This window comes from Azospirillum sp. A23 (assembly GCF_042938965.1).
Classification (GTDB): Bacteria; Pseudomonadota; Alphaproteobacteria; order Azospirillales; family Azospirillaceae; genus Azospirillum; species Azospirillum melinis.
Map to the genome: position 1 here is coordinate 338,212 of NZ_CP170668.1, position 24,411 is coordinate 362,622.

General features: G+C 67.6%; 15 protein-coding genes and 1 pseudogene. 8 read left to right on the forward strand and 8 right to left on the reverse strand.

Features of this window, described 5'->3' with window-relative positions; genetic code table 11:
- The first annotated feature begins 261 nt into the window (after window positions 1-261).
- The 3 genes and pseudogenes from ABNQ40_RS31985 to ABNQ40_RS31995 all read left to right on the forward strand — a co-directional run bounded on the left by ABNQ40_RS31985 (window position 262) and on the right by ABNQ40_RS31995 (window position 5,906).
- A complete protein-coding gene (locus tag ABNQ40_RS31985; RefSeq protein ID WP_109051231.1) occupies window positions 262-1,506 on the forward strand; it encodes a TCR/Tet family MFS transporter in 1,245 nt (414 codons plus the stop codon).
- A gap of 217 nt (window positions 1,507-1,723) precedes the next feature.
- Window positions 1,724-3,837 (forward strand): annotated as a pseudogene (locus ABNQ40_RS31990) (YgiQ family radical SAM protein).
- Between the two features lie 260 nt (window positions 3,838-4,097).
- Complete coding sequence (locus tag ABNQ40_RS31995) at window positions 4,098-5,906, forward strand: ABC transporter ATP-binding protein (protein WP_109051229.1); 1,809 nt, start codon at window positions 4,098-4,100, stop codon at window positions 5,904-5,906.
- Window positions 5,907-5,916: 10 nt separating this feature from the next.
- Here ABNQ40_RS31995 and ABNQ40_RS32000 read toward each other — a convergent pair whose 3' ends face one another.
- The 3 genes from ABNQ40_RS32000 to ABNQ40_RS32010 are packed head-to-tail and all read right to left on the reverse strand — an operon-like array spanning window position 5,917 to window position 8,870.
- The gene (locus tag ABNQ40_RS32000) at window positions 5,917-6,318 is read right to left on the reverse strand and encodes a response regulator (RefSeq protein WP_109051228.1); all 402 of its coding nucleotides are present in this window, start codon (window positions 6,316-6,318) and stop codon (window positions 5,917-5,919) included.
- Window positions 6,299-8,209, reverse strand: a complete 1,911-nt coding sequence (locus ABNQ40_RS32005; protein WP_391349177.1) for a PAS domain S-box protein — start codon at window positions 8,207-8,209, stop codon at window positions 6,299-6,301. Before ABNQ40_RS32005 ends, ABNQ40_RS32000 begins: the two co-directional genes overlap by 20 nt.
- Window positions 8,190-8,870, reverse strand: a complete 681-nt coding sequence (locus tag ABNQ40_RS32010) for a chemotaxis protein CheX (RefSeq protein ID WP_246307075.1) — start codon at window positions 8,868-8,870, stop codon at window positions 8,190-8,192. The genes ABNQ40_RS32005 and ABNQ40_RS32010 overlap by 20 nt, the downstream gene beginning before the upstream one ends.
- A 377-nt stretch (window positions 8,871-9,247) precedes the next feature.
- Between ABNQ40_RS32010 and ABNQ40_RS32015 the strand changes: the two genes are divergently transcribed.
- Complete coding sequence (locus tag ABNQ40_RS32015) at window positions 9,248-10,060, forward strand: DUF2076 domain-containing protein (RefSeq protein ID WP_109051225.1); 813 nt, start codon at window positions 9,248-9,250, stop codon at window positions 10,058-10,060.
- Between the two features lie 282 nt (window positions 10,061-10,342).
- Window positions 10,343-10,540, forward strand: coding sequence for a hypothetical protein (locus ABNQ40_RS32020; RefSeq protein WP_109051224.1), 198 nt, complete (start codon window positions 10,343-10,345; stop codon window positions 10,538-10,540).
- A 27-nt stretch (window positions 10,541-10,567) separates the two neighbouring features.
- On the opposite strand, the gene ABNQ40_RS32025 is transcribed toward ABNQ40_RS32020, so the two are convergent.
- Genes ABNQ40_RS32025 through ABNQ40_RS32035 form a run of 3 tightly spaced genes read right to left on the reverse strand, consistent with a single transcriptional unit; the run spans window position 10,568 to window position 16,801 of the window.
- Window positions 10,568-11,698: an HD-GYP domain-containing protein gene (locus ABNQ40_RS32025; RefSeq protein WP_109051223.1), complete on the reverse strand. Its 1,131-nt coding sequence runs from the start codon at window positions 11,696-11,698 to the stop codon at window positions 10,568-10,570.
- Complete coding sequence (locus tag ABNQ40_RS32030) at window positions 11,695-15,630, reverse strand: PAS domain S-box protein (protein ID WP_109051222.1); 3,936 nt, start codon at window positions 15,628-15,630, stop codon at window positions 11,695-11,697. Before ABNQ40_RS32030 ends, ABNQ40_RS32025 begins: the two co-directional genes overlap by 4 nt.
- A 4-nt stretch (window positions 15,631-15,634) precedes the next feature.
- On the reverse strand, window positions 15,635-16,801 hold the full coding sequence (locus tag ABNQ40_RS32035; RefSeq protein ID WP_109051221.1) for an FIST signal transduction protein: 1,167 nt from the start codon (window positions 16,799-16,801) through the stop codon (window positions 15,635-15,637).
- A gap of 336 nt (window positions 16,802-17,137) precedes the next feature.
- On the opposite strand from ABNQ40_RS32035, the gene ABNQ40_RS32040 reads away from it, so the two are divergent.
- The gene (locus ABNQ40_RS32040; RefSeq protein WP_109051220.1) at window positions 17,138-19,774 is read left to right on the forward strand and encodes a methyl-accepting chemotaxis protein; all 2,637 of its coding nucleotides are present in this window, start codon (window positions 17,138-17,140) and stop codon (window positions 19,772-19,774) included.
- 103 nt (window positions 19,775-19,877) lie between these two features.
- Here the strand turns inward: ABNQ40_RS32040 and ABNQ40_RS32045 are convergent, their stop codons facing one another.
- Window positions 19,878-20,069: a hypothetical protein gene (locus ABNQ40_RS32045; RefSeq protein ID WP_109051219.1), complete on the reverse strand. Its 192-nt coding sequence runs from the start codon at window positions 20,067-20,069 to the stop codon at window positions 19,878-19,880.
- A 293-nt stretch (window positions 20,070-20,362) separates the two neighbouring features.
- Window positions 20,363-23,134 (reverse strand): phosphoenolpyruvate carboxylase, encoded by a 2,772-nt coding sequence (gene ppc, locus ABNQ40_RS32050; RefSeq protein WP_109051218.1) that lies wholly within the window; start codon window positions 23,132-23,134, stop codon window positions 20,363-20,365.
- On the opposite strand from ppc, the gene ABNQ40_RS32055 reads away from it, so the two are divergent.
- On the forward strand, window positions 23,133-23,324 hold the full coding sequence (locus tag ABNQ40_RS32055) for a hypothetical protein (RefSeq protein WP_146255516.1): 192 nt from the start codon (window positions 23,133-23,135) through the stop codon (window positions 23,322-23,324). The two genes, ppc and ABNQ40_RS32055, sit on opposite strands and share 2 nt — an antisense overlap.
- Before the next feature lie 204 nt (window positions 23,325-23,528).
- Complete coding sequence (locus tag ABNQ40_RS32060; protein WP_109051216.1) at window positions 23,529-24,350, forward strand: hypothetical protein; 822 nt, start codon at window positions 23,529-23,531, stop codon at window positions 24,348-24,350.
- The last annotated feature ends 61 nt before the right edge of the window (window positions 24,351-24,411 follow it).

The following is a 24,411-nucleotide window of genomic DNA, read 5'->3' on the forward strand; positions in this document are numbered from 1 at the left end:
CAACGGCGAACAAGCCGATTTCATGAAATGCAGCCATCCGCAGCCGGAGCAGGTGCGGAGTCCGTCGTGGCTCATGATGAACAGGGGCGCACGCTCATCCGGCAAAACATATCCGCTATCGGAAATATTTCGCTTCACAACAGGCCACATGCAGCCTATGATCCGCCCCAACTTCGCGATGCCGTCCGGCCCGCCGATTCCGGCCGGGGCACGCCCGCGCCCCTTTTGGGCGCTTACATCTTTTGATTCCAAAGGTTTTCCATGTCGTCCGTTCGTCCGCGCAAGGCCGCGATAGCCTTCATTCTCGTCACCGCCGCACTCGACATCGTGGCAATGGGCATCGTCATTCCGGTGTTGCCGGCGCTGATCGAGGAGTTCGCCGGGGCCGATGCGCAGGCCGGCACCATCAACGGCGCGCTGGTGGCGCTGTGGGCGCTGATGCAGTTCTTCTCCTCGCCGGTGATCGGGTCGTTGTCTGACCGTTTCGGCCGGCGTCCGGTGATCCTGTTGTCGGCGCTGGGGCTGGCGGCGGACTATGTGCTGATGGCGGTGGCGCCGAATTTGTGGTGGCTGGTGGTCGGCCGTGCCGTTGCCGGCATCACCTCCTCCAGCTTCACCACGGTCTTCGCCTATATGGCCGACGTGACGCCGCCGGAGCAGCGGGCGCGCGCCTATGGCCTGATCGGCGCCGCCTTCAGCGCCGGCTTCATCGCCGGACCGCTGCTGGGCGGAGTGCTGGGCGAGATTTCGCCGCGGGCACCCTTCTGGGGTGCCGGCCTGCTCAGCGGGCTGGCCTTCCTCTATGGTCTGGCGGTGCTGCCGGAATCGCTTCTGCAGGAGAGCCGCATGGCCTTTTCCTGGCGCCGTGCCAACCCGTTCGGAGCGTTCCAGCTGCTGCGCTCGCACCCGGAACTGTCGGGTCTGGCGATGGTCAATTTCATGCTGCACGTCTCCCACCAGGTCTTCCCCGCCGTCTTCGTGCTTTATGCCGCGCACCGCTATGGCTGGAGTGCGTGGGACGTCGGGCTTCTGCTGTCGATGGTCGGTGCGCTCGACATGGTCATGCAGGGGCTGGTGGTGCCGCGCGTGGTGAAATGGCTGGGCGACCGCGGCACGATGATCGTCGGTCTGTTCGGCGGGGCGGTCGGGCTGGCCTGCATGGGGCTGGCGCCGGATGGCGGCTGGTTCGCCTTCGCCATCGTGCCAAACGCGCTGTGGGGGCTGGCGATGCCGACCATCCAGTCGCTGATGACGCAGCGGGTCAGCCCGTCCGAACAGGGCCAGTTGCAGGGCGCCAACATGAGCGTGGCGAGCGTCGCCGGCATCCTGTCGCCGGTCTTCTTCGGCACAGTCTATTCCGCCTCGGTGGGCAGCGATCCGCTGTTCCCGCATCCGGGTGCCGCCTTCCTGATCGCGGCCCTGGTGATGCTGGTGGGCGCGCTGATCGGCTGGGTGGTGGCGCGGCGCAACGGCCGGGCGGGAGAAGCGGGCGGCGTTGCGGCCTGACGCCACCGCCGACGCCACCATCCTGCCCTGCCCTCTCCCGTGGCTTGCTCCCTGGCCGGCCCTTGCACCGGCTGTGGGGCGTCCCACATAGCTGTCGCGCCACGCCGCACAATGTCCCATTGCTCCGCTGCGTTATCAGCGGTGGGAATTTGCCGGCCGACAAGGTAAGACTGTCGGCTTATCCATCCGCATTGTTGATTGAGACCCGGAGAACGCGATGCTCGCGGCCCCCAACCTGTTCGCCCACCGCCCGGACCGGAGCGTGCGCCCCAAGGCGGCGCCCTTCCTGCCGATGTCGCGCGCGGAAATGGACCGGCTGGGCTGGGACCAGTGCGACGTGATCGTCGTCACCGGCGACGCCTATATCGACCATCCCAGCTTCGGCATGGCGATCATCGGCCGGCTGCTGGAATCGCAGGGCCTGCGCGTCGGCATCATCGCCCAGCCGGACTGGAGCAGTGCGGAGCCGTTCAAGATCCTGGGCAAGCCGCGGCTGTTCTGGGGGGTGACCGGCGGCAACATGGATTCGATGGTCAACCACTACACGGCCGACCGTCGCCTGCGCCACAACGACAGCTACACGCCGAACGACGAGGGCGGCAAGCGGCCGGACCGTGCCGTCATCGTCTATTCCCAGCGCTGCCGCGAAGCCTTCAAGGACGTGCCCATCGTCCTTGGCGGCATCGAGGCCAGCTTGCGCCGCATCGCCCAGTACGATCATTGGAGCGAGAAATCCGCCGTTCCGTCCTGGTCGATTCGAAGGCGGACATGCTGGTCTACGGCAATGCCGAACGCGCCATCATCGAGATCGCCCAGCGTGCGCTGAACGGGGAATCGCCCAAGGCGATGACCGACATCCGCGGCACCGCCATCATGCGCTCGTCCCTGCCGGACGGCTGGACGGTGGTGGACAGCAGTTCCATCGACGATCCGTCCGCTCCGGTCTCGCCGCGCGCCGCCGGCGCCGACCGCATGGCGGTGCGGCTGCCCAGCTTCGAGCAGGTGACGGCCGACAAGGTGCTCTACGCCCATGCCAGCCGCGTGCTGCACCAGGAGAGCAATCCCGGCAACGCCCGCGCGCTGGTCCAGCGCCACGGCGACCGCGACGTCTGGCTGAACCCGCCGCCGATCCCGCTCGAAACCAACGAGATGGACGGTGTCTACGACCTGTCCTATGCCCGCGCGCCGCATCCGTCCTACGGCGATGCGCGTATCCCGGCCTGGGAGATGATCCGCTTCTCGGTCAACATCATGCGCGGCTGCTTCGGCGGCTGCTCCTTCTGCTCGATCACCGAGCATGAAGGGCGCATCATCCAGAGCCGGTCGGAAGGGTCGATTCTGCGCGAGATCGAGCATATCCGCGACAAGACCAAGGGCTTCACCGGCGTCATCTCCGACATGGGCGGGCCGACCGCCAACATGTATCGCCTCGCCTGCAAGGACAAGGAGACGGAGTCGGTCTGCCGCCGCCCGTCCTGCGTCTTCCCGGACATCTGCAAGAACCTGAACACTGACCATTCCTCGCTGGTCCAGCTCTACCGCAAGGCCCGCGCCGTGCCGGGGGTGAAGAAGATCCACATCGCGTCGGGCCTGCGCTACGACCTCGCCGTCCGCAATCCGGAATATGTGAAGGAACTGGTGACCCACCATGTCGGCGGTTACCTGAAGATCGCGCCGGAACACACCGAGCCGGGGCCGCTGGGCAAGATGATGAAGCCCGGCATGGGGGCCTACGACGAGTTCAAGCGGATGTTCGACAAGGCCGCGAAGGAGGCCGGGAAGAAGCTCTACCTGATCCCCTACTTCATCGCCGCCCACCCCGGCACCACGGACGAGGACATGATGAACCTCGCCTTGTGGCTGAAGCGGAACGGCTTCAAGGCGGATCAGGTGCAGACCTTCCTGCCCTCGCCGATGTCGCTGGCGACCGCGATGTACCATAGCGAGCGCAACCCGCTGCGGCCGGTGCGCCGCGTCGGATCGGAAATCGTTTCGTCGGCGAAGGGGTTGAAGCAGCGCCGCCTGCACAAGGCCTTCCTGCGCTACCACGATCCGGAGAACTGGCCGATCCTTCGCGAGGCGCTGAAGCGCTTGGGCCGCGAGGACCTGATCGGCCCGGGCGAGGAGCATCTGATCCCGGGCTGGCAACCGGTCGGCGCCACCGCCAAGCCGCGGGAAAAGGGGGGCAAGACCTTCCTGACCCAGCAGGCCGGCCAGGGCCGCCGCGTGGTGCCGCCGGTGGGCAAGGCGCCGGGTGCGAAGCCGGCCGCCGGGACTGGCGGCAAACCGTCCGGCATGAAGCCGCGCCAGACCAATTTGAAGGGCCGGTAAGCGTTAGCGTAGACCTCTCAATTGCCCTCTCCCGCCCTGGGAGAGGGAGGGGACCCGCGCCACAGGCGTGGGGAGGGTGAGGGATGCCCCAAGAATCCCGAAGCACATGGTTTCGTGCCTACCCCCTCACCCTTCCCATGCTCCGCATGGGCCCCTTCCCTCTCCCGGGGCGGGAGAGGGAATTCAACACCGCATTTCCCAATGGCTCCTTTGGCGGGGCCGCCGCCCGTATGGCCGGCCCCTGCCCCGGTTGGATTCCCATGGCACAGTCGAAACGCACCCCGCGCCAGAACGCCATCCGCAGCGTTCTGACCTTCACCTTCCGTCACTGGCGCCGCCAGACCCCGCTGGCCGTCGGCATCGCCGGCGCCATCGCCCTGTCGACGCTGGCCGACGTCTTCATGCCGCTGTTCGCCGGCCGGCTGGTCGATGCCCTCACCATGCTGCCGGGCAACCGCGACGCGGCGCTGCATGCGGCGTTGACCGCCTTTGGCGCCATGGTGGCACTCGGCGTCGGCATGGTGGTGATGCGCCACATCGCCTGGAGCAGCGTCATCCCCTTCACCCTGCGCATCATGGCGGATGTCGGCCAGGACAGTTTCCATCGCATCCAACGCTTCTCCACCGACTGGCACGCCAACAGCTTTGCCGGATCGGTGGTGCGCAAGATCACCCGCGGCATGTGGGCGCTCGACACGCTGGACGACACGCTGCTGCTGGCGCTGTGGCCGTCGCTGGTTGTGCTGATCGGCACGATGGTGACACTGGGGCTGCATTGGCCGGCGATGGGGCTGGTCATCGCGCTCGGCACCGCAATCTACATCGCGATGACGGTGCTGTTCTCCACCCTCTACATCGCGCCGGCCGCCCGGCTGTCCAATGCCTGGGACACCAAGCTCGGCGGGACGCTGGCCGACGCCATCGGCTGCAACGCCGTGGTCAAGGCCTTCGGCGCCGAACCGCGCGAGGACGACCGCCTGTCCACCGTCGTGGGCAAATGGAGCCGCCGCACCCACCGCACCTGGACCCGCCACACCCGCCACAGCACCGTGCAACTGGTGGTGCTGCTGCTGATCCGCAGTGCCGTGGTCGCGACGGCGCTCTGGCTGTGGTGGCGCGGGCAGGCGACGCCGGGCGACGTCGCCTATGTGCTGACCACCTATTTCGTCGTGCATGGCTATCTGCGCGACATCGGCATGCACATCAACCACCTCCAGCGCTCCGTCAACGAGATGGAGGAGCTGGTGGCGATCCATGCCGAGCCGCTGGGGGTGGAGGACCGGCCGGACGCCATCCCGATCCGCATCGGGGCGGGCGAGGTGCGCTTCGATCACGTCACCTTCCAGTATGGTGGCCACACCACGCCGCTCTACCGCGACCTGTCGCTGACCATCAAGGCGGGCGAGCGGGTCGGGCTGGTCGGGCCGTCGGGGTCGGGCAAGACCACCTTCGTCAAGCTGATCCAGCGCCTCTATGACGTAACCGGCGGCCGGGTGCTGATCGACGGGCAGGAGGTGGCGGTGGCGACGCAGCACTCCCTGCGCTCCCAGATCGCCATCGTCCCGCAGGAGCCGATCCTGTTCCACCGCACGCTCGCGGAGAACATCGCCTATGGCCGCCCCGGCGCGTCGATGGCGGAGATCGAGCGGGCGGCCAAGCTCGCCAACGCCCACGATTTCATCGTCCGCCTGCCGAAGGGCTATGCGACGCTGGTCGGCGAGCGCGGCGTCAAGCTGTCGGGCGGCGAGCGGCAGCGGGTGGCGCTGGCCCGCGCCTTCCTGGCCGACGCACCGATCCTGATCCTGGACGAGGCGACATCCAGCCTGGATTCGGAATCGGAGGCGCTGATCCAGGAGGCCATCGAACGGCTGATGCAGGGCCGCACCGCCATCATCATCGCCCACCGCCTGTCCACCGTGCGCACGCTGGACCGCATCCTGGTCTTCAACCAGGGCCGGGTGGTGGAGGAAGGCAGCCACGCCGTCCTGCTTCACCGGCCGGGCGGGCTCTATCGCCGCCTGTTCGAACAGCAATCGGCGCCGGAGCCGGTCCGGCGGATCGGGGGCTAGAGTCTGCCCTTTACACGAACAGTTCCATCGTCTGCGGCACGTTGCGCGGCGTCTCCCCCGCCAGGATGGCGCGGGCGACGTCGACGGCGGCGAGCAGGCCGCTTTCGGTGAAGGGCTTGGGCAGGCAGCCGATGCCGGTCAGCGGGCCGTCCTTCTTCAACTCGTCGCGGAAGGAGGTGATGAACAGGCAGGGCACACCCATCCTGGTCAGTCCCCGTGCGGCGTCGATGCCGTTGGTGCCCATGCCCAGATGCACGTCGACCAGGGCGAGATCCGGCTTGTCGTCCGCGGCGATTTCCACCGCCTCCATGGCCGTGACTGCCGGGCCGATGACGCTGTGGCCGACATTCTCCAGATAGAGCTGCTGTTCGAGCGCGATCAGCACCTCGTCTTCAACCAGCAGGATCTTCATCCCGAGATCTCCTCTGGCGAAGAAGTCTCCAGCAGCGGCACCTCGTCCGGCACCGGCAGTTCGATGCGGAAGGTGGAGCCTTGCGTGGTTGTGTCGATGTCGACGCTGGCCCGGATTGGCCGGCGAGGCTGGAGATCAGGCGCATGCCCAGGCTGCGGCTCTTGCGGATGTCGAAGTTGGACGGCAGGCCGGGACCGCGGTCCGAAACGGTCAGGGCGAGCTTCTCGTCTTCGCGCCGGAAAGTGACCGTCACCCGCGCCGCGCCGTTGCCGCGATGCTTGACCGCGTTGGTGATCAGTTCGTTGGCGATCAGGCCGAGCGGGGCGGCATGGTCGATCGGCAGGTCGATCACGTCCGACCGCACCACGATGTCGCACATGCTGTCGCCGCCGGATGCGCGCCCCAAATCCTCGCACAGCTCGTTCAGGTAGGTGCCGAACTCGATGGTCTGGAACTGGTCGGCCTGATAGAGCCGGTTGTGGACGCGGGCAATCGCCTCGATGCGGCTGCGGGCATCCTGGAAATGCACCCGCACCCCCTCGTCGGGCAGGCTCAGCGTCTGCAGGGTCAGCAGGCTGGACACCAGCTGGAGGCTGTTCTTGACGCGGTGATTGACCTCGCGCAGCAGGGTCGATTTCTGGCCGACCAGCTTGCGCAGCGCCGCCTCCATCGACTTGATCTCCGTCACGTCGATGTGCATCAGCACGGTGCCGCCGAAGGGGCCTGCCGGCATCGGGGCGGCGAGGCAGCGGAACCAGTGCTGGTTGTTGGTGACATATTCCGCCGAGACCGGCGGCCCGCCTTCGCTCAGCAGCCTGCGCAGGCTGTCCATCGCGGTGTCGGCGCGCGGGTCGGCGGTCTCGCCCCGGCCGCAATGGTGGAGATAATCGTCGCCGACGATGCAGCCCTGGCCGAGGAAGGTCGTTTCCGGCCCGGCTTCGGCCCAGGCGCGGTTGACCGAGACGATGTGGCCGGAGCGGTCGAGCACCGCGATGAAGGCCGGCAGCGCGTCCAGCGTCGCCTTGGTCTGCTCGGCCAGCTGGCGCATGGCGAGCGCGCTGGTCCGCAGCTCCTCCCGGGTGCGGCGACGTTCGGTGATGTCGCGCAGGATGCCGGTGATGAAGCTGCGCCCTTCCGATTCCCAGCGCGCCATCGACAGTTCCAGGTCGATGTGGCTGCCGTCGCGGCGCCGGCCGGACAGTTCCACCGGCTGGGCTGCGGTATCCATGCCGGCAGCACCCGGCCCGCTGCCCTCCGCCATGGCGATCCAGTCGGGAGCATCCTCGCCCAGCAGCACGGCGACGCTTTGTCCGATCAGCTCGTCCGGGCGATAGTCGAACTGACGCGTGGCGGTGCCGTTCATCCATTGCACCATGCCGCGGGTGTCGGTGGTGATGATGGCGTCGGGGGCGGTGTCGACGATGGCGCGATAGCGTGCGTCGCGCTGTTCGCGCAGAACCCGTTCGCGGTTCACCGATGCGGTGACATCGGTCACCTGGATCAGGCAGCGCGCCTCGTTGCCCGCGGATTGCGAATGGGGCGCGGATGCGTGCGACGGCAGCGGACGGATCACCACATTGTGGACCATCCGCCGCCCGTCCGGCAGGCGCAGCGGGAACAGCATAGGGTTCAGCGTGTGCGACAGAACGCCGGGCGCGCCGGTGGCCAGCGTGTCGCGCACGGCGATGTGCAGGCGCGATTCCCGCAGGTTGGGCAGGGCGTCGAACAGGTCATGCCCGAGGATCTCCCTGGCCGTCAGGGTGGAGGCCTGCTCCATCCATCCGTTCCAGTAGAGAACGCGGCAATGGCGGTCCAGAAGCAGGATGCCGGCATCCAGCGCGCCGAGGACATCCAGTGCCCAGGTGGGTTGTTCAGGCAATCTGGGAGCCATGAGACGACGTTCCAGCGGATGTGGGTTCTTCGGCGGCGATGCCTTCGATGAAGGCGTGGATCAGTTGCTTCAGGGACTGCAGGGACGAAACCCCCATCAGCAGGGCGATGTAGCCGCGGATGCTGCGGCTGCGGATGGTGAAATCGATGTAGAGGAACAGCACCAGCTCATCGCCGCCGCCGACCTTGTCCTTGAGGATGTTGGCGCCGTCGCCGCGCAGCACCGCCGGCAGCGAGATGGTCAGCCGGTCCTTCAGCGCGTTGGCGACCACCACCAGGCAACCGTTCAGGATGATGTTGCCGATCTCCGCCAGAGCGTCCTGCTCCAGATCGACGATTTCCGCCAGGGTCAGGTCGCCGCCCAGGACCGCGCGGGCCAGTTCCAGGCTGTTGGCCTCCGGAAAGATCAGCATGGCGCGGCCGTCGAAGGAGCCCTGGAACTGCTGCTCCACCGCCACCAGCCCGCTGCGCTCGCGCGCAGACAGGAAATCGGACGCCTCCTGCCGGCTGACGATGTCCACGGTCGGCACGGACAGCAGGACTTGGTCGTTGACCATGCGGCTGAGATGGGTGGCGGCGCGGCCGACCCCCATATTCACCAACTCGGTCAGCGCATCGCGCTCCAGGTCGGTCAGTTCCACCATCTCTCGGCGCCTGTTCATCTTGGTCTCGGCTTCTCAACCGGCGCCGCCGGGCGGTCGCATCACAAATGTGGCCTATCGATGGGAAAAAAGGCACCCCCGTCAATGTCATATGTTAATCCTGGGACGCCATAGCCGATATAGCCGCCCACTTCCCACAATGGTCAGCCCGACGATCCACCATCCAAAGACCCAAGTTCGGAACCTTTGGCAAGTCGTTGGGATTTTTGCGCAATATTGCTTAAGACGCGAAACTAAATGACCGGTGCGGTGTTGTGGGGCGGGACAGTCTCTCAAGGCGGGGACACCTCACAAGGGACTTGTCCTGCGGGGGATGGCGACTCCACATATAGGGGCGGCGCCCCCTTGCGATGGGCGCCATGTCTTAGGAGACGTCGATGACCCCCGAGGAACGCACGCTTCTGTCCGACCTGTTCCGCCGCCTGCGCGATGTGGAGTCCCAGCAGGCCTCCCAGCCGCGCGACGCCGAAGCGGAGGACTTCATCCGCCGGTCGGTGCAGGACCAGCCGCTGTCGTCCTACTACATGGCGCAGACCGTCCTGGTGCAGCAGCAGGCGCTGACCGCGGCACAGACCCGGATCGAGGAGCTGGAGCGTCAGCTGCGCGAGCGTCCGGCCCAGCCGGCCCAGTCCGGCGGCAGTTTCCTGTCCAACGCGCTCGGCATCGGACGCAGCCCGTGGGGCCGTGGAGCCGAACCTCCCCCTGCCCCCTCCTATCCGCAGGCGCCCCAGGGGCAGCCGCAAGGCCAGCCGCAGCAACAGCCTGCTGCCGGCCGCAGCCCGTGGGGGGCGGCGCCGGGTGCCGCCTATCCGCAGCAGCAATACAGCCCCTCCCCTTTCCCGCAGCCGGGCATGGCCCCGCGCGGCGGCGGGTTCTTCGCCGGTGCGGCGCAGACCGCGGCGGGCGTGGCCGGCGGCATGCTGGCGGCGAGCGCCATCTCCTCCCTGCTGCACCATTCGCCTGGCCCTTTCGGCACGGCGATGGCCCAGCCCATGGCCGGCGAAACGATCAACGAGACGGTGATCACCAACAACTACTACGGTGACGACCAGGGCCCGCAAAGCGATGCGGGCGGCGACACGGCGCAGGATGCCGCCTATGCGCCCGATCCGCCGCCGGCCGACGATGCATCGTACGACGATCCGTCCTTCGACGATGGCGGCAGCAGCGGGGACGATTCCTGGATCTGAGCCTACGGTTACGGGCAGGTTCGGTCCGGCTCGCGATTCTGCAGTCTGCGATTGCCTGTTGCGTCGCAGAATGCAGCATCGGGCGATGGCCTCCTCCTGACGATCCGAGCCATGGTTAACAGGCACACGATCCGTGACGGGTGGAGGGGGCCGATCACGGACGCGTGCCGCTACAGTCTTTCGCACGCATAAGGTCTTTCCCTGATCGAGAGCTTTACCGTCCTACTTTGGTATGAGCCTTGCTCCCTTGGCCGCGGTTCAGTTCAAACGGAAACACGCTCCATGGCCATCACCGTCACCATCGCCCCCTGCCGCGCCGACCGGTTGCCGAATGGCCGGATGCGGTTGCCGCTTCAACTGCTTGAGATCGCCCAGGCGATGTCGGACGATTGCGACGGAGATCCGATCCGCATTCTGGACTCGGACGGCCAGGAGGCTGCGGTGATCGGCCGGCGCGACGTCGAGATCGAGTTGTTCTGAGGATGGGCGCCACATCGCGTCCGATCCTCACTCCTCATCTTTATAGCGGCTGGCGATGTCAGTGAACTCGTCCTCCAGGGCGTTGAAGGCGTCGACGACGGCGGGATCGAAATGGCTGCCGCTGCCTTCGCGGATGATGGAGGCCGCCTGTTCGTGCGGGAAGGGCGGCTTGTAGCAGCGGCGGCTGATCAGCGCATCGTACACGTCGGCGACCGCCATCAGGCGGGCCGACAGCGGGATCGCCTCCCCCGCCAGTCCCTGGGGATAGCCGGTGCCGTCCCAGCGCTCGTGATGGCCATGGGCGATCTCGCGGGCGATGCGCAGGAACGAGTTTCCGCCGGCAATTGCGGGTTCAGCCTGCCCTTCGGCGGCGAAAATGGCGTCATGTCCCAGGGCTGCGTGGGTCTTCATCACCTCGAACTCGGCGTCGCTGAGCTTGCCCGGCTTCAGCAGGATCGAATCCGGGATGCCGACCTTGCCGACATCGTGCAGCGGCGCCGATTTGTAAAGCAGCTCGATGGTTTCCTCGTCCAGCTGGCCGGCATAACGCGGGTCGCGGCTGAGATGGAGGGCGAGCGCCAGCACATAGTTCTGGGTCCGCCGGATGTGGTTGCCGGTTTCGTTGTCGCGGGTTTCCGCCAGCGAGGCCATGGCGCGGATGGTGGCGTCCTGGGCGCGCAGAAGGTCGCGGGTGCGCTCCGCCACACGATCCTCCAATTGCCGGTTCTGGTCGGCGAGCGCGCGTTGCGCCTCGCGCAGGGCGATGTGGGTGCGGACGCGCGCCAGCATCACCGGCGGGGAGATCGGCTTGGTGATGTAATCGACCGCACCCACTTCAAACCCGCGGGTCTCGTCATGGACCTGCCCCATGGCGGTGATGAAGATCACCGGCACGCCGCGGGTGCGGGCGTCACCCTTCAGCCTCCGGCACACCTCGACCCCGTCCATGCCCGGCATCATCACGTCCAGCAGGATCAGGTCGGGCAGCGGATCCCCGGCCAGACGGGCAAGCGCCTGCGGGCCGTCCTTCGCCACGATCAGGCCATAGCTGTCTCGCAACAGATCGGCCATGACCTTCAGGTTGATCGGCTCGTCGTCGACGATCAGGATGCGCGGCTTGTCGCCGTTCGGCTGTCCAACCGGGTGCGGCAGGCTCATGTCGCGGTCTCTCTCAAATCGCGCAGGCGGTCGCGCAGTTCGGTCAGGGCAGTGGAGGCGTCGTCGAAATCGAAGGCGCCGGCATGGCGGTTCACCCGCTCGGCCAGGGCCGTCACCGGGCTGCCGGCCAGCAGACGGGCAAGCGCATCGGCCAGATCGCCCGCTTCCGGATCTCCGGCGATCAGCAGGCCGCCCAGCCGGTCGGACAGCGACTGCGCCGCGCGCAGCATGTCCCGCGGAAGGCCGGCCGGTGTCGGCGGTTCGGGCATCGGGGTGATGTCCGCAACCGGCCGGCCGAGGGTGCCGATTCCCTCCACCACCCGCGCAAGGGCGTCGGCAAGCCGGTCGAGCAGGCCGTCCTCGATGGCCGGCGGTACCGTCATCCCGCCAGCCTCCACCCGGCCGGCCAAGCCGGACAGCTCCATGGCGCCGATGGTGGCCGCGGTGCCCTTCAAGGTGTGGGACAGCCGCAGCACGTCTTTCCAGCGCTCCTCGCAAACGGCGGTGGACAGCCGCACCGCTTCTCCCTCGTGGGTGGCGGCGAAATCGATCAGGATCCGGCGCAGCAGGGCGAGGTTGCCGTTCACATTGCGCCGGGCGACTGCGAGGTCGAGCGCCGGCAGGCTGTCGGGCAGCGCCTGGGCGGCCGATACCGCGGAGGCCGCCGGCATCGCGGCATTTCCGGTGGCCGCCGCCGCGCCGCCGCCGAGTCCGCGCACCGGCTTCAGCCAACGGGCGAGTGCGGCATAGAGCGTCTCCGGGTCGATCGGTTTGGAGACGTGGTCGTTCATGCCGGAATCGAGGCAGCGCTCGCGGTCGCCGGCCATCGCGTGGGCGGTCATGGCGACGATGGGCAGGCTCGACAGCTCCAGCTTCCGCCGGATCAGCCGCGTCGTCTCGTAGCCGTCGAGGCCCGGCATCTGCACATCCATCAGCACGAGGTCGAACTTCACCTCGCGCAGGCATTGCAGGGCCTCCTCGCCGCTGCCGACGACGGTTGCCTCGATGCCGACCAGTTCCAGCAGGCCGCAGGCGACCTGCTGGTTGACCAGATTGTCCTCCACCAGCAGCACGCTGCGGCCGACCAGCGCCGAAAGCTCGGTCGACTGGGCCGGATCATGCACGCGGCGCGCGGACTCGGCGGGCCGGGCCGCAGCCCTGCCCAAGGCCATCATCACCGAATCGAACAGGGCGGACGGCGTCACCGGCTTTTCCAGCACGGCGGTGACCGGCCGGGCGGGACCGGCCGCGCCATTGTTCTTCAGCGCACCGTCCAGCGCCCCCTGCACCCCGTCGGCGCCGTAGGCGGTGGTCATCACCACAGGCGGCTGGGCGCCCGGCAACGCGCGCAGGCGGCGCAGCGTCTCCACCCCGTCCAGTTCCGGCATGCGCCAGTCCAGCACCACCAGCTCCACCGGCGGCCCGATGCCGGCTTGCCCCTCTTCAACCCGGCGCAGCGCCGCCAAGCCGTCGCCGACCGATTCGACGGTCAAGCCGAAGCGCTCCAGCATGTCGGTCAGAATCGAGCGGACGGCGTCGCTGTCGTCAACCACCAGCACGCGGCGGTCCATCAGGTCGCACGGCAGCCGGTCGTCGGTGGTGTCGCCGGCAGCGACCCGGCAGCGGATGGAGAAGCGGAAGATGCTGCCCTCGCCCGGTCGGCTTTCCACCGACACGGTGCCGCCCATCAGCTCCACCAGCTGCCGGCAGATCGCCAGCCCCAGCCCGGTGCCGCCGAAACGCCGCGTGGTGGAGCTGTCGGCCTGGGTGAAGGGGCGGAACAGCGCGGCGGCCTGTTCCAGCGACATACCGATGCCGGTGTCGCAGACCTCCACCTCCAGCCGGTAATCGTCGGCGGTGCCGATACGCCCGCCGACCGTCACCGCCACCTCGCCCCGTTCGGTGAACTTCACGGCGTTGGAGACGAGGTTCAGGATGACCTGACCCAGCCGCAGCGGGTCGCCGACCAGCGTGCCCGGTACGCCGCCATGCAGGTCGACGATCAGTTCCAGCCCCTTTTCCCGCACCTTGGGCAGGACGACGGTCGCCACCTCCTGCAACACGTCGCCGATGTGGAAGGGGATCGTCTCGATCGTCAGCTTTCCGGCCTCGACCTTCGAGAAGTCGAGGATGTCGTTGATGATGCCGAGCAGGCTGCGCGAGGAGGCGTGGATCTTGTCGAGGTAATCGCGCTGGCGCGGCGTCAGCTCCGTCTTCATCATCAGGTGGCTGAGACCGATCACCGCGTTCATCGGCGTGCGGATCTCGTGGCTCATGTTGGCCAGGAAATCGCTCTTCTGCCGGTTGGCGCGGTCGGCCTCCTCCTTGGCGCGGGCAAGCTCGTCCTCGGTCCGCTTGCGGTCGGTCACATCCTTGTGGATGCCGGTGATGCGGGTCGGCAGCCCGTCGGCGTCGCGGTCCGTCACCTTGCCGGCCGACAGGATCCAGACCCAGGCGCCCGATTTGTGGCGCATGCGGAACTCGACCTCAAAGACCGGGGCGCGGCCGGCCACATGATCCTCCAGCGTCGCCAGCACGCGGTCGTGGTCGCCCTCGTGCAACAGCGCCAGCCAGGTGGCGCCCCTGCCCGGCAGTTCGCCGGGCGCATAGCCGAGCATGGCGAGCCAGAGATCGGAGAAATAGGCATGGTCCGTCACCGGGTTCCAGTCCCACAGCCCGGTGATGGAGGCGTCCAGCGCCACCGTCAGCCGCTCCTCGCTTTCCTGCAAAGCGGTCAGCATGCGCTGGCGCTCGGTGATGTCCTGGAAGACGGTGACAGAGCCGACGATGCGGCCATCCTCGCGCAGCGGCACCGCGGTGATGGCGATGGGGAAGATCGTGCCGTCACGCCGGACGAAGTGATCGGTTTCCGAACGATGGATCTCGCCGCGCCGGACGCTGTCCAGGACAGTGCAGTCCTTGCCGGCGACCGGCCGTCCCTGCCCGTCCTTGTAATGCACGGCGTCATGGAGGGTGATGCCGCGCAGTTCCTCCAGCGACCAGCCGAGCAGCCGTTCGGCCTCCGGATTCAGGAAGGTGCAGAAGCCATTGCGGTCCAGCGAGTAGACGCCCTCGCCCATGCTGTCGGTGATGCTCTGCAGGAAGCGGCGGCTGTCCTCAAGCTCCGCCTCCATCCGCTTGCGCTCGGTGATGTCGGTGCGGATGGCGACGTACTGGTGCGGATGGCCGTCGGCGGTCAACTGCGGGACGATGGTCGCCGCCACCCAATATTCCTCGCCCGCCTTGGTGCGGTTGCAGATCTCGCCGTGCCAGACCTGTCCGTCCATGACGGTGTGCCACATCTCCGCGAAGAAGCCGGAGGGGTGGTGGCCGGAATTGACGACGCGATGCGACCGGCCGAGCAGCTCTTCGCGGGGGAAGCCGCTGATCTGGCAGAATTTGTCGTTGGCGTAGGTGATGACGCCGCGGTGGTCGGTGATGCTGACGATGGCATGTTGGTCGAGCGCGAATTTCTGCTGTTCCAGTGCCCGTTGCGCAGCGGAGCGCTCCTCCACCAGCCCCGCCATCAGCTGGCTCAGCCGCTCCAGGCTGTCGGTCGGGCCGCTGTCGGCCGCATCCGGCAGTTCGGGACGGCCGTCCGCCCGCAGCAGGCTGTTGGCGATGCCGCGCAGCCTGCGGATGGCATGGGCCTGCGCCGCCGCCTCCCGCCGCAGGCGCTCGTTGGTGTCGGCCAGCTCCTCCGAACTCAGCTGCAGGCTGCGCGCCCGGAGCGTCAGGTCGCGGTCGGCCTGCTCATAGCTCTGGCCGATGCGGGTGAACAGCGCCGGCAGCGTCTCCAGCATCCGCGCCGCCTCCGCCGACAGGCCAGCGGTGCCGGCGAGCGCCTTCAGCTCCGCCAGGACGGAGTCCGCCGCCTCGGCGGTCGGCAGGCCCAGCACCCGCTTGAACTGGCTTTGCAGCAGGCGATGCATGCGGTCAGCGTTCCGTCAGCAGGGCGACAGTCATCGTCTGGTTGTGCAGCCGGCAATCGACCAGATCGCGCATCGGTCCGATCTCTCCATAGGAATAGAAGCCGGACATCACGGTGCCGGGCCTCATTTGGTCGGCCACCGCCTGCACTTCCTCCTCCACCCGGTCACCCATCACCAGCTTGCGCCCGACGCAGCTGGTCAGCAGGGCGAGCCGGTCTCCTGCCATGTCGGCGGCCATTTCGGCAGTCGCATCGACCGTCATAGCGCCGGCACTGGCGGCGATGGCGCCAGCCTGTTCCGCCCCGTCGACCAGCCCGTCGGTGCTGGCATGCATCAGCCGCAGATAGAAGCCCTCCTCCACCGTGCCGGCCAGGATCAGCCCGCCGGCCGCCTCGTCGATGCCGAGGATGGTGCGGATCAGCCCGACCGAATCGTGGTTGCCGTTCAGCAGCTCGAAGGGGAACAGCAGGCCGGATGCCGGCAGGTCGCGGGCATAATCGCCGAGATAGCGCTTGTAGATGTTCAGCGCCGGCTCGCCGTCCAGCTGGAGCAGCAGGTTGCCGACCGCCTTCGTCACCTTGCGCGCCGGCCCGAACGGCTCCCAGCCGCCGACGGACCCGAGGGCCAGATGCACGGCGTCGCCATACAGCCCGACCGCCACCGCCCGTCCGTCGGACACGCCGGACGGCCCCAACACCAGCGTGCGGACGAAAGCACCGCCGTCGGCGGCCAGCCCGCCCGATACCGGCACGCCGGACGGCAGGCGCGACGACAGCCCGTCGATCAGCGCACTGCCGTTGACCCCGACGCCGCAGGCGAACAGCAGCACCCCCGACAGGCCCGGCCGGGCGGTCAGCGCCTCCCCGAGCGCCTCGCCCGCGCGCTGGCTGTCGTCGGCGGATGCGATGCCGGCCTCCGTGGCGGTGACGGCGGTGCCCTTGCCGAAGCGGATGGCGGTGGCGATGCAGGAACCGTCGAGGACGCTGTCCCCGGCGATTTCACCCGCCGTGCTGCATCCCACCGTTATCGCGTCGGGGTAGGCGGCAGTCAGCCGGGTGGCGAAGCCTGGACTGTCGAAGATGTCGACGGAGCCGAAAACCAGGACGAGATCGGCGGACTGCGGAGACAGCTCCGCCTCGGGAGGTGCAAACGCCGACTGCCAGACCCGCATGCCTCTCCCCATCGTCGATGACTTCCAGTCCGAGACTATCATGCGGCTGGGAACGGGAAGAGGCCCTATAACGTTCGTGGGCTGCGGATGGTCATAATGACGCACACCAAATTCACCACCCGAACAGGGCGTGACGATTGGATTATGACCGGTGAAGGCAGAAAATGAGAGTTCCCCCGTAAGGATCTGTCAACCACACTGCGGTATGGTTGGTCTGCCAAGCTGTGTGGATCGGAACATTCCCTGGAAGCGGGGGAGCGGTTTGCAGCCGGCAGCAACAAACAAAACGGGCAAAAAAGCCCAGAGCGGACGCACTTTCCGGGGAGCAGGACGCATATGACGATGAACGCGCGCGACGACACCTCGATGCCCCACCACCCAACCGGTGCCACAGGCGGCCGCAGGTTGGGCGTACGAGGCAAGCTTCTGCTCGCCTTCGCCGGCATGGCCGGCATGACGGTCGCCGCCAGCATGGTCGGGCTGACCTCCTTCTCGGCGGTGGAACGGCCGCTGACGCAGATCGTCGGCACCGGCCTGCCGGAGATGGAGCTGGCGAAGCGCCTGTCCGGTGAGAGCAGCGGCATCGCCGCCGCCGCCCCGGTGCTTGCCGCCGCCGAAAGCCAGAGCGAGCGCGAGCGCGTCTATGGCGAGATCATGGGCAACGGCAAGGCGCTGGGCGCCCTGGTGGAGGAGCTGGCGACCCGCCGGCCCGGCGATCCGCGGATCGGCGAACTGCGCGCCAAGACCCAGGGGCTGATCGCGACGCTGGAACGCGGCAACGCCGCCGCCAACCTGCGCCTGTCCGTCCGCGGCACGCGCGAGACGATGGCGGTCGATCTGGCCAAGTCCTACGACGCCTTCCTCGCCAACCTCGCTCCGCTGACCGAGCGGGCCGGCGCCACGCTGCGCGGCAAGGGCGAGACGCTGGACAGCAGCACCGAGCGCGATATGAATTCGCTGGGCGACGCCATCCGCTCGCTGATCACCATGTACGAGGTGCGCGGCGACCTGGGGCTCGCATCGGAAGCGCTGACGCGCGCCGGCGGCGCCGAAACCGCCTTCGCCGTCACCCAGTTCCAGCAGAATTATCTGGAAGCGGCCGCCCGCATGGTCAGCGCCACCGCCCAGGTCGGCAGCCGGCTGAGCAAGGAGACCTCGGACGGGCTGGACGCCTTCTTCCTGCTGGGCGACGGCGCCGACGGCGTCTTCGACATGCGCCGCAAGGCGCTGGAATCGCCGGCCGGCAGCGCCGAGCGCGACGCCATCCGCCAGAAGACGACCGAGGTCCTGGCCGATGCCGCCCGCCGGCAGGCCACTCTGCTGGACCAGATGGAATCGCCGCTGATGCGGCTGAAGGCCGAGATCAAGCTGTCGAGCGTCAACATCCGTTCGCAGACCCGGGACTCGATGCAGGATCTGCTGGGCGACGGTCTTGCCCGCTTCCGCACATATCTGGAACTGTCGACCTACGCCGCCGCCACCGTCGGCGCGCTGAACGAGGCGACGCAGGCCCCCAGCGCCGACCGGCTGGCCATGCTGGAAACCCGCTTCACCACTGCCGCCAAGGCGATGGAGGAGCGGTTGAAGGCGCTCCAGGCAGCCGGCGACGACGGGCTGCCGAAGCTGGTGAAGAGTGCAGAGCTGCTGGCCGGCTTCGGCAAGGGCGACAACAGCCTGTTCAAGCTGCGCCGCTCCGAACTCGATGCCGCCGCCGAGAACGAGAAGGTGCTGGCGGAGAACCGCCAGATCGCCCGGCAGTTCGCCGGCATGGTCGACGGCCAGATCGCCGCGATGAAGCAGGAGGCGGACACCGCCGCCGCCGGGGCCACCGACGCGCTGTCGACCGGGCGCAAGATGCTGATCCTGTTCGCGGTCGGCAGCCTGATCGGCGCCGCGGCGCTGGCCTGGTTCGTGGTCGGCCGCAACATCGTCGCGCGCCTCAGCCAGCTGTCCGACGCCATGCGGGCGATTGCCGCCGGCAACCTGAACGCGCCGATCCCCGCCGCCGGTTCGGACGAGATCGGCGACATGACCCGTGCCCTGATGGTCTTCCGCGACACCGCCAACGAGGCCAGTGCCGCCAATGCGCGGGCCGAGGCCGAACGCAGCCGTGCCGCCGGCGAGCGCCGCCGCGCCATGGTCGAGATGGCCGAGAATTTCGAAAGCAGCGTGCGCGGCGTGCTGGACCGCGTTGCCCGCGCCGCCGGCGAGATGCAGGACATGGCCCAGCGGATGAGCCGCAACGCCGAGGCCACCACCGGCGAGGCGGCGACCGCCGCCAGCACGTCCCAGCAGGCCGAAGGCAGCGTCAAGGCGGTCGCAGCCGCAACCGAGGAGCTGTCGGCCTCCATCCAGGAGATCGGCAGCCAGGTTCACGCCTCCAGCCAGATCGCCCGCAAGGCGGCGACCGAGGCGGAGCGCACCGATCGCACGGTGGAGGGCCTGTCGCAGTCGGCCAACAAGATCGGCGAGGTGGTGCAACTGATCAACGACATCGCCAGCCAGACCAATCTGCTGGCGCTGAACGCCACCATCGAGGCGGCTCGTGCCGGTGAGGCAGGCAAGGGCTTCGCCGTGGTGGCGAGCGAGGTGAAGAGCCTCGCCAACCAGACCGGCAAGGCGACGGAAGAGATCTCCAGCCAGATCCAGGCGATGCAGGCGGTGACCCAGGATGCGGTGGACGCCATCCGCTCCATCGCCGGCACCATCCGCGAGATCAACGAGATCGCCGCCACCGTCGCCGCCGCGGTCGAAGAACAGAGTGCGGCCACCCGCGAGATCGCCCGCAATGTCGGCGAGGCGGCCGACGGTACCCAGCATGTCCGGCGCAACATCGACAGCGTCGCCCGCGCCGCCGCGGAGTCGGGCGAGTCCGCCACCCGTGTGCTGACCGCCTCCTCCACAGTCGCGGACGAGGTGCGCTCGCTGGGCTCGCAGGTCGACAGTCTGGTCAACCGCATGCGGGCGGGCTGACCGAGCCGCCAGGGCGGCGGAAAACCGAAAAATAGAACCGAAAGAAAAAAGCCCCTTTCCCGTCAGCGGAGAGGGGCTTTTCTCATGCGAAGACCGTCGCTGGTCAGCGCCGGGTCTCGACCGTGATCGGGCGCCAGATCACCGCGGCGCCGGCACCGGCACCGCAGGCGCCGCCGCAGAATTCCTCATGGGTGTCGGTGGCGCCGCCCTGGGTGCTGCGGTTGCCCTGGGTGCCGGTGGTCGCCCGCTCTTGATGCGGCTGGGCCATTTGCTGCTGCTGGGACTGAGTGGTCATACCATTTCTCCTCTCGGGGAGGCATGAGGTATCAAAATACTCATCGACGATCAACTGTGATTTTCGGCAGATCTGTCGTGACTTATTTTGGCCTCAACACCAACAGCCGAGCTTTGTTTTGCGATGCCGAAGAGTTGATCGTGCATCGCACAAGAAAAGGACAAGACGGACCAAGCCGTTCGTCCGCAAACATAAAACGCCCTTCCTCGCGGCGGAGGAAGGGCGTTTTTGTCGGCAACCATGCGGCGGAACGTCGCCCGCCGCTGCGCTGCGGCAAGAAAACGGCGGGGAGATCAGCCGCTGTTGCGCAGGCCGGCGGCGATGCCGTTGATGGTCAGATGGATGCCGCGGGCGATCTGCTCGCCGCTGTCGCTGGTGCGGTGACGCTTCAGCAACTCGACCTGGACGTGGTTCAGCGGGTCCAGATAAGGGAAGCGGTTGCGGATCGACCGCGCCAGCAGCGGGTTCTTCTCCAGCAGGGCCGATTGCTCGGTGATCGCCAGCAGGGCGTCGATGCTGTCCTGCCACTCCGCCCGGATGCGGGTGAAGATGGCGTCGCGCAGCGCCGGGTCCGACACCAGTCCGGCATAGCGCGATGCGATGGCGATGTTCGACTTGGACAGCACCATGTCCATGTTGGACAGCAGCGTGCTGAAGAAGCCCCAATCGCGGTGCATGGCGCGCAGCCGCTCCATCCCGTCGGGATGCTGGGCCAGATAGGCCTTCACCGCCGACCCGAAGCCGTACCAGCCCGGCAGCATCAGGCGGCACTGCGCCCAGCTGAACACCCAGGGAATGGCGCGCAGATCCTCGATGCTGGTCGATTTCTTGCGCGAGGCCGGGCGGCTGCCGATGTTGAGGTTGGCGATCTCGCCGATCACCGTCGATTCCCAGAAATACTTCTCGAAGCCCTCGGTCTCGTAGACCAGCCCGCGATAGGCCTTGAAGGCGTGCTCCGACAGCTCTTCCATGGTCTGGAGGAACAGGTCGGTGCAGGGAGCGGCCGATTCCGGATGCAGCAGCGTGGCTTCCAGCGTCGCCGCGGCCAGCGTTTCCAGGTTGCGGCGGCCGACCTCCGGGTTGGAATATTTGCCGGCGATGACCTCGCCCTGCTCGGTGATGCGGATGGCGCCCTGCACGGCGCCGGCCGGCTGGGCCAGGATCGCCTGATAGCTGGGGCCGCCGCCGCGGCCGACCGAACCGCCGCGGCCGTGGAACAGCCGCAGCCGCACGCCATGCTTGGCGAACACCTCGACCAGCGCGATCTCGGCCTTGTACAGCTCCCAGCCGGAGGTGAGGAACCCGCCGTCCTTGTTGCTGTCCGAATAGCCGAGCATCACCTCCTGCAGATTGCCGCGGCTCTCCAGGAAGCGCCTGTAGGCCGGGATCGAAAGCAGCCGGTCCATGGTCGCGGCACAGTTGCGCAGGTCGCCGATGGTCTCGAACAGCGGGGCGATGTTCAGGTCCAGCGCCTTGTCCTTCGGCCGCAGCAGCCCGGCTTCCTTCAGCAGGACGGCGACCTCCAGGATGTCCGACACGCCGTCGGTCTTGGAAATGACGCAGTTCACCACCGCATCGGTGCCGAAGCGGACGCGGGCTTCGGCGGCGGTGCGCAGGATGTCCAGTTCGGAACTGGTCTCCTCGGAATAGTCGGCGTAGCTGGAGGCCAGCGGGCGGTTGGTGTCCAGTTCGCGCACCAGGATCTCGATCCGCTCGTCCTCCGACAGCGCCGTGTAATCGACGCCGGCGTCGGCGAAGGACAGCAGCTCCGCCACCGAACGCTCATGCACGTCGGAGTTCTGGCGCAGGTCGATGCTGGCGAGATGGAAGCCGAACAGGTCGACGGCTCGGCGCAGGTGACGCAGCCGGCCCTTCGCCAGTGCCGCCGAGCCGTTGACGGTCAGCGAGCGGTCGATGATGTCGAGGTCCGCACGGAATTCCGCCGGGGCCTGGTAGGGCGGCGCGTCGCCCACGGCGTGGCGCGGCGCCTCCAGCCCGTCCAGCGTCCGCAGCGTCGCGGCGACCCGCGCATAGATGCCGGAAATCGCGCGGCGGTAGGGCTCCATCTTGCGGTGCGGCGACGAGTCGGGCGAACGCTCGGCCAGCTGACGCAGCGGCTCCGACACGTCGATGACGCGGGTGCTGAGCGACAGCTCCGACCCCAGCGTGTGCAGCTCGTCAAGATAGAATTGCAGGGCGCGAGTGCTCTGCATCCGCATCGCCTGGCGCAGCACGGGGGCGGTGACGAAGGGGTTGCCGTCGCGGTCGCCGCCGATCCAGCTGCCCATCCGCAGGAAGGACGGCAGCTCCGTCGTCGTCCAGGACGGGTCGGTCCTGCGCAGGTGGTCTTCCAGCTGGGCGTAGAAGCGCGGCATCTCGCGCAGGAAGGTGTAGTCGTAGAAGGTCAGGCCGTTGGCCACCTCGTCCGTCACCGCCAGCTTGGTGGCGCGCAGGATCGCGGTCTGCCACAGGGTCAGCACGGCGCGCTGGAGCGATTCGAGGTTGGTGTCCTCCTCCTCCGGCGTCATCGGCCCATGGTCGCGCTCGGCCAGCAGCTTGGCGACCTGCATCTGCACGGTCAGGATGCTCTTGCGCTGCACCTCGGTCGGGTGGGCGGTCAGCACCGGGCTGACCAGCGCGCCGTCGAAGAACTCCTTCAGCTGCTGGGTGGTGACGCCGGCCTTCGCCGCCTCGTCCAGCGCATGGTCCATCGTGCCTTCGCGCGGCGCCGACCCGGCAAGCGCATGGGCGCGGGTGCGGCGGATGTGGTGCTGGTCCTCCGCGATGTTGGCGAGGTGCGAGAAGAAGCTGTAGGCCCGCACCACCCGCGCCGTCTGCGGCGGCGACAGGCTGTTCAGGATCGCCTCCAGCTCCTTGCGGGCGCCCTGGTCCTCTTCACGATGAAAGCGGATCGAGGTCTGGCGGATGCGCTCGACGATGTCGAACACCGCCTCCCCTTCCTGGCTGCGGACGGTGTCGCCCAGGATGCGCCCCAGCAGGCGGATGTCTTCGCGGAGCGGCTGGTCCTTCGTCTCGGAACTTTCCTGCAGCAGGATGGCGGACATGGGCGACGGTTTCCTGGTCGAGGATGGACGGATACGGGTCGATGCGCGAACGAGGATGATCATTTTTCGGGCAGGAGGCACCCCCTGCACGCGAAGTGGTCAGACCATCGGCGACAGCATGCCGATTCTGTCGGAAGTTTCAACCGTCCGTGTGCTGGTGCGAGATAATTTCCATAAGTCGCAGCGCTGAGAAATGCGACGTCGCATATCCCATGTCCGCTCCACCTCTCTTCCCTACCTGGGGACACGGCTCGGTTGGGCGGTGTGCCGGCGCCAAGCCCATGATTTCCTTCCAATGGCCGGCGTCCGACCCATACTATGAGCCGGCGGGATCCCGGGGGGTGTCCGCTGTTCCCGTGCCGCCGACTTACAGACCGAAGAGCCAAGGCAAGCGATGAAACCCGTTCCTCCCTTCAAGGTCGCCGGGTTGTTCGTCTGTCATGTCCGTTCCGAACGGATCGAGCGGCATTTCCGGCGTCTCGTCGATCAGACCGGCCACATGATCGACTGGCATTTCATGTTCAATCCGGACAACCGGGCGGAACCGCAAGTCGATTTCGCCTATCGGCCGCCGGACTCCTGCATGCCGGCCCGTTATCGGGAGATGGCTGCGCATGGCGGCGTGCAGCGGGGCTACCTGGATGTGGCGATCATTCCCTGCGTCCTGTCCCTCGACGCCGATTTCGTCTGGGTCGTCGAATACGACGTCGATTATTCCGGCGACTGGGCGCAGCTTTTCGACCAGTTCAGCCGGAACGAGTCCGATCTGCTGACGACGACCGTCCAGCCGCTCGCCGCAAGTCGCGATTGGTACTATTGGCAGTCGGCAGCGATGCCGGCGTCGGTCAGCCCCGACCTCGCCCACCGGGCGTTTCACCCGATCATGCGCCTGTCCCGCCATTTCGCGCGGACCTATGGGCTGATCATGTCCGTCGCCGGCTGGCGCGGCCATTACGAGTTCACCCTCCCGACCGTCGCGCTCGCTGGAGGGTTCACCGTCGAAGACATCGGCGGGCAGGGTCCGCTCTGCCCGCCCGCCCGGCGTGGAACCAATTACGAGAACACCCCGCAGGACGAATGCCTGCAACCGGGCACCCTGATATGGCGCCCCTCCCGCCCGCGCTATTTTGCCGAGGACCCAAGCGGCTTCGGCCGGAGCAACATGATCCATCATCCGGTAAAGCCGGACGTTGCGGATTGGGACGCGCCTGCGTAACGAGAACGCGGCAACAAATTTCCGTCCAATCCAGAATACACAATCTTGACGGGAACGTCTG

Bases quoted from the DNA above. Each gene is read 5' to 3' on its own strand.
- ABNQ40_RS32005 (WP_391349177.1), bottom strand. From the start codon at position 8,209: ATGGCTCCCAGATTGCCTGAACAACCCACCTGGGCACTGGATGTCCTC.
- ABNQ40_RS32020 (WP_109051224.1), top strand. From the start codon at position 10,343: ATGGCCATCACCGTCACCATCGCCCCCTGCCGCGCCGACCGGTTGCCG.
- ABNQ40_RS32035 (WP_109051221.1), bottom strand. From the start codon at position 16,801: ATGCGGGTCTGGCAGTCGGCGTTTGCACCTCCCGAGGCGGAGCTGTCT.
- ABNQ40_RS32025 (WP_109051223.1), bottom strand. From the start codon at position 11,698: ATGAGCCTGCCGCACCCGGTTGGACAGCCGAACGGCGACAAGCCGCGC.
- ABNQ40_RS31985 (WP_109051231.1), top strand. From the start codon at position 262: ATGTCGTCCGTTCGTCCGCGCAAGGCCGCGATAGCCTTCATTCTCGTC.
- ABNQ40_RS32055 (WP_146255516.1), top strand. From the start codon at position 23,133: ATGGGCGACGGTTTCCTGGTCGAGGATGGACGGATACGGGTCGATGCG.
- ABNQ40_RS32040 (WP_109051220.1), top strand. From the start codon at position 17,138: ATGACGATGAACGCGCGCGACGACACCTCGATGCCCCACCACCCAACC.
- ABNQ40_RS32030 (WP_109051222.1), bottom strand. From the start codon at position 15,630: ATGCATCGCCTGCTGCAAAGCCAGTTCAAGCGGGTGCTGGGCCTGCCG.
- ABNQ40_RS32000 (WP_109051228.1), bottom strand. From the start codon at position 6,318: ATGAAGATCCTGCTGGTTGAAGACGAGGTGCTGATCGCGCTCGAACAG.
- ABNQ40_RS32060 (WP_109051216.1), top strand. From the start codon at position 23,529: ATGAAACCCGTTCCTCCCTTCAAGGTCGCCGGGTTGTTCGTCTGTCAT.
- ABNQ40_RS32010 (WP_246307075.1), bottom strand. From the start codon at position 8,870: ATGAACAGGCGCCGAGAGATGGTGGAACTGACCGACCTGGAGCGCGAT.
- ABNQ40_RS31995 (WP_109051229.1), top strand. From the start codon at position 4,098: ATGGCACAGTCGAAACGCACCCCGCGCCAGAACGCCATCCGCAGCGTT.
- ppc (WP_109051218.1), bottom strand. From the start codon at position 23,134: ATGTCCGCCATCCTGCTGCAGGAAAGTTCCGAGACGAAGGACCAGCCG.
- ABNQ40_RS32015 (WP_109051225.1), top strand. From the start codon at position 9,248: ATGACCCCCGAGGAACGCACGCTTCTGTCCGACCTGTTCCGCCGCCTG.
- ABNQ40_RS32045 (WP_109051219.1), bottom strand. From the start codon at position 20,069: ATGACCACTCAGTCCCAGCAGCAGCAAATGGCCCAGCCGCATCAAGAG.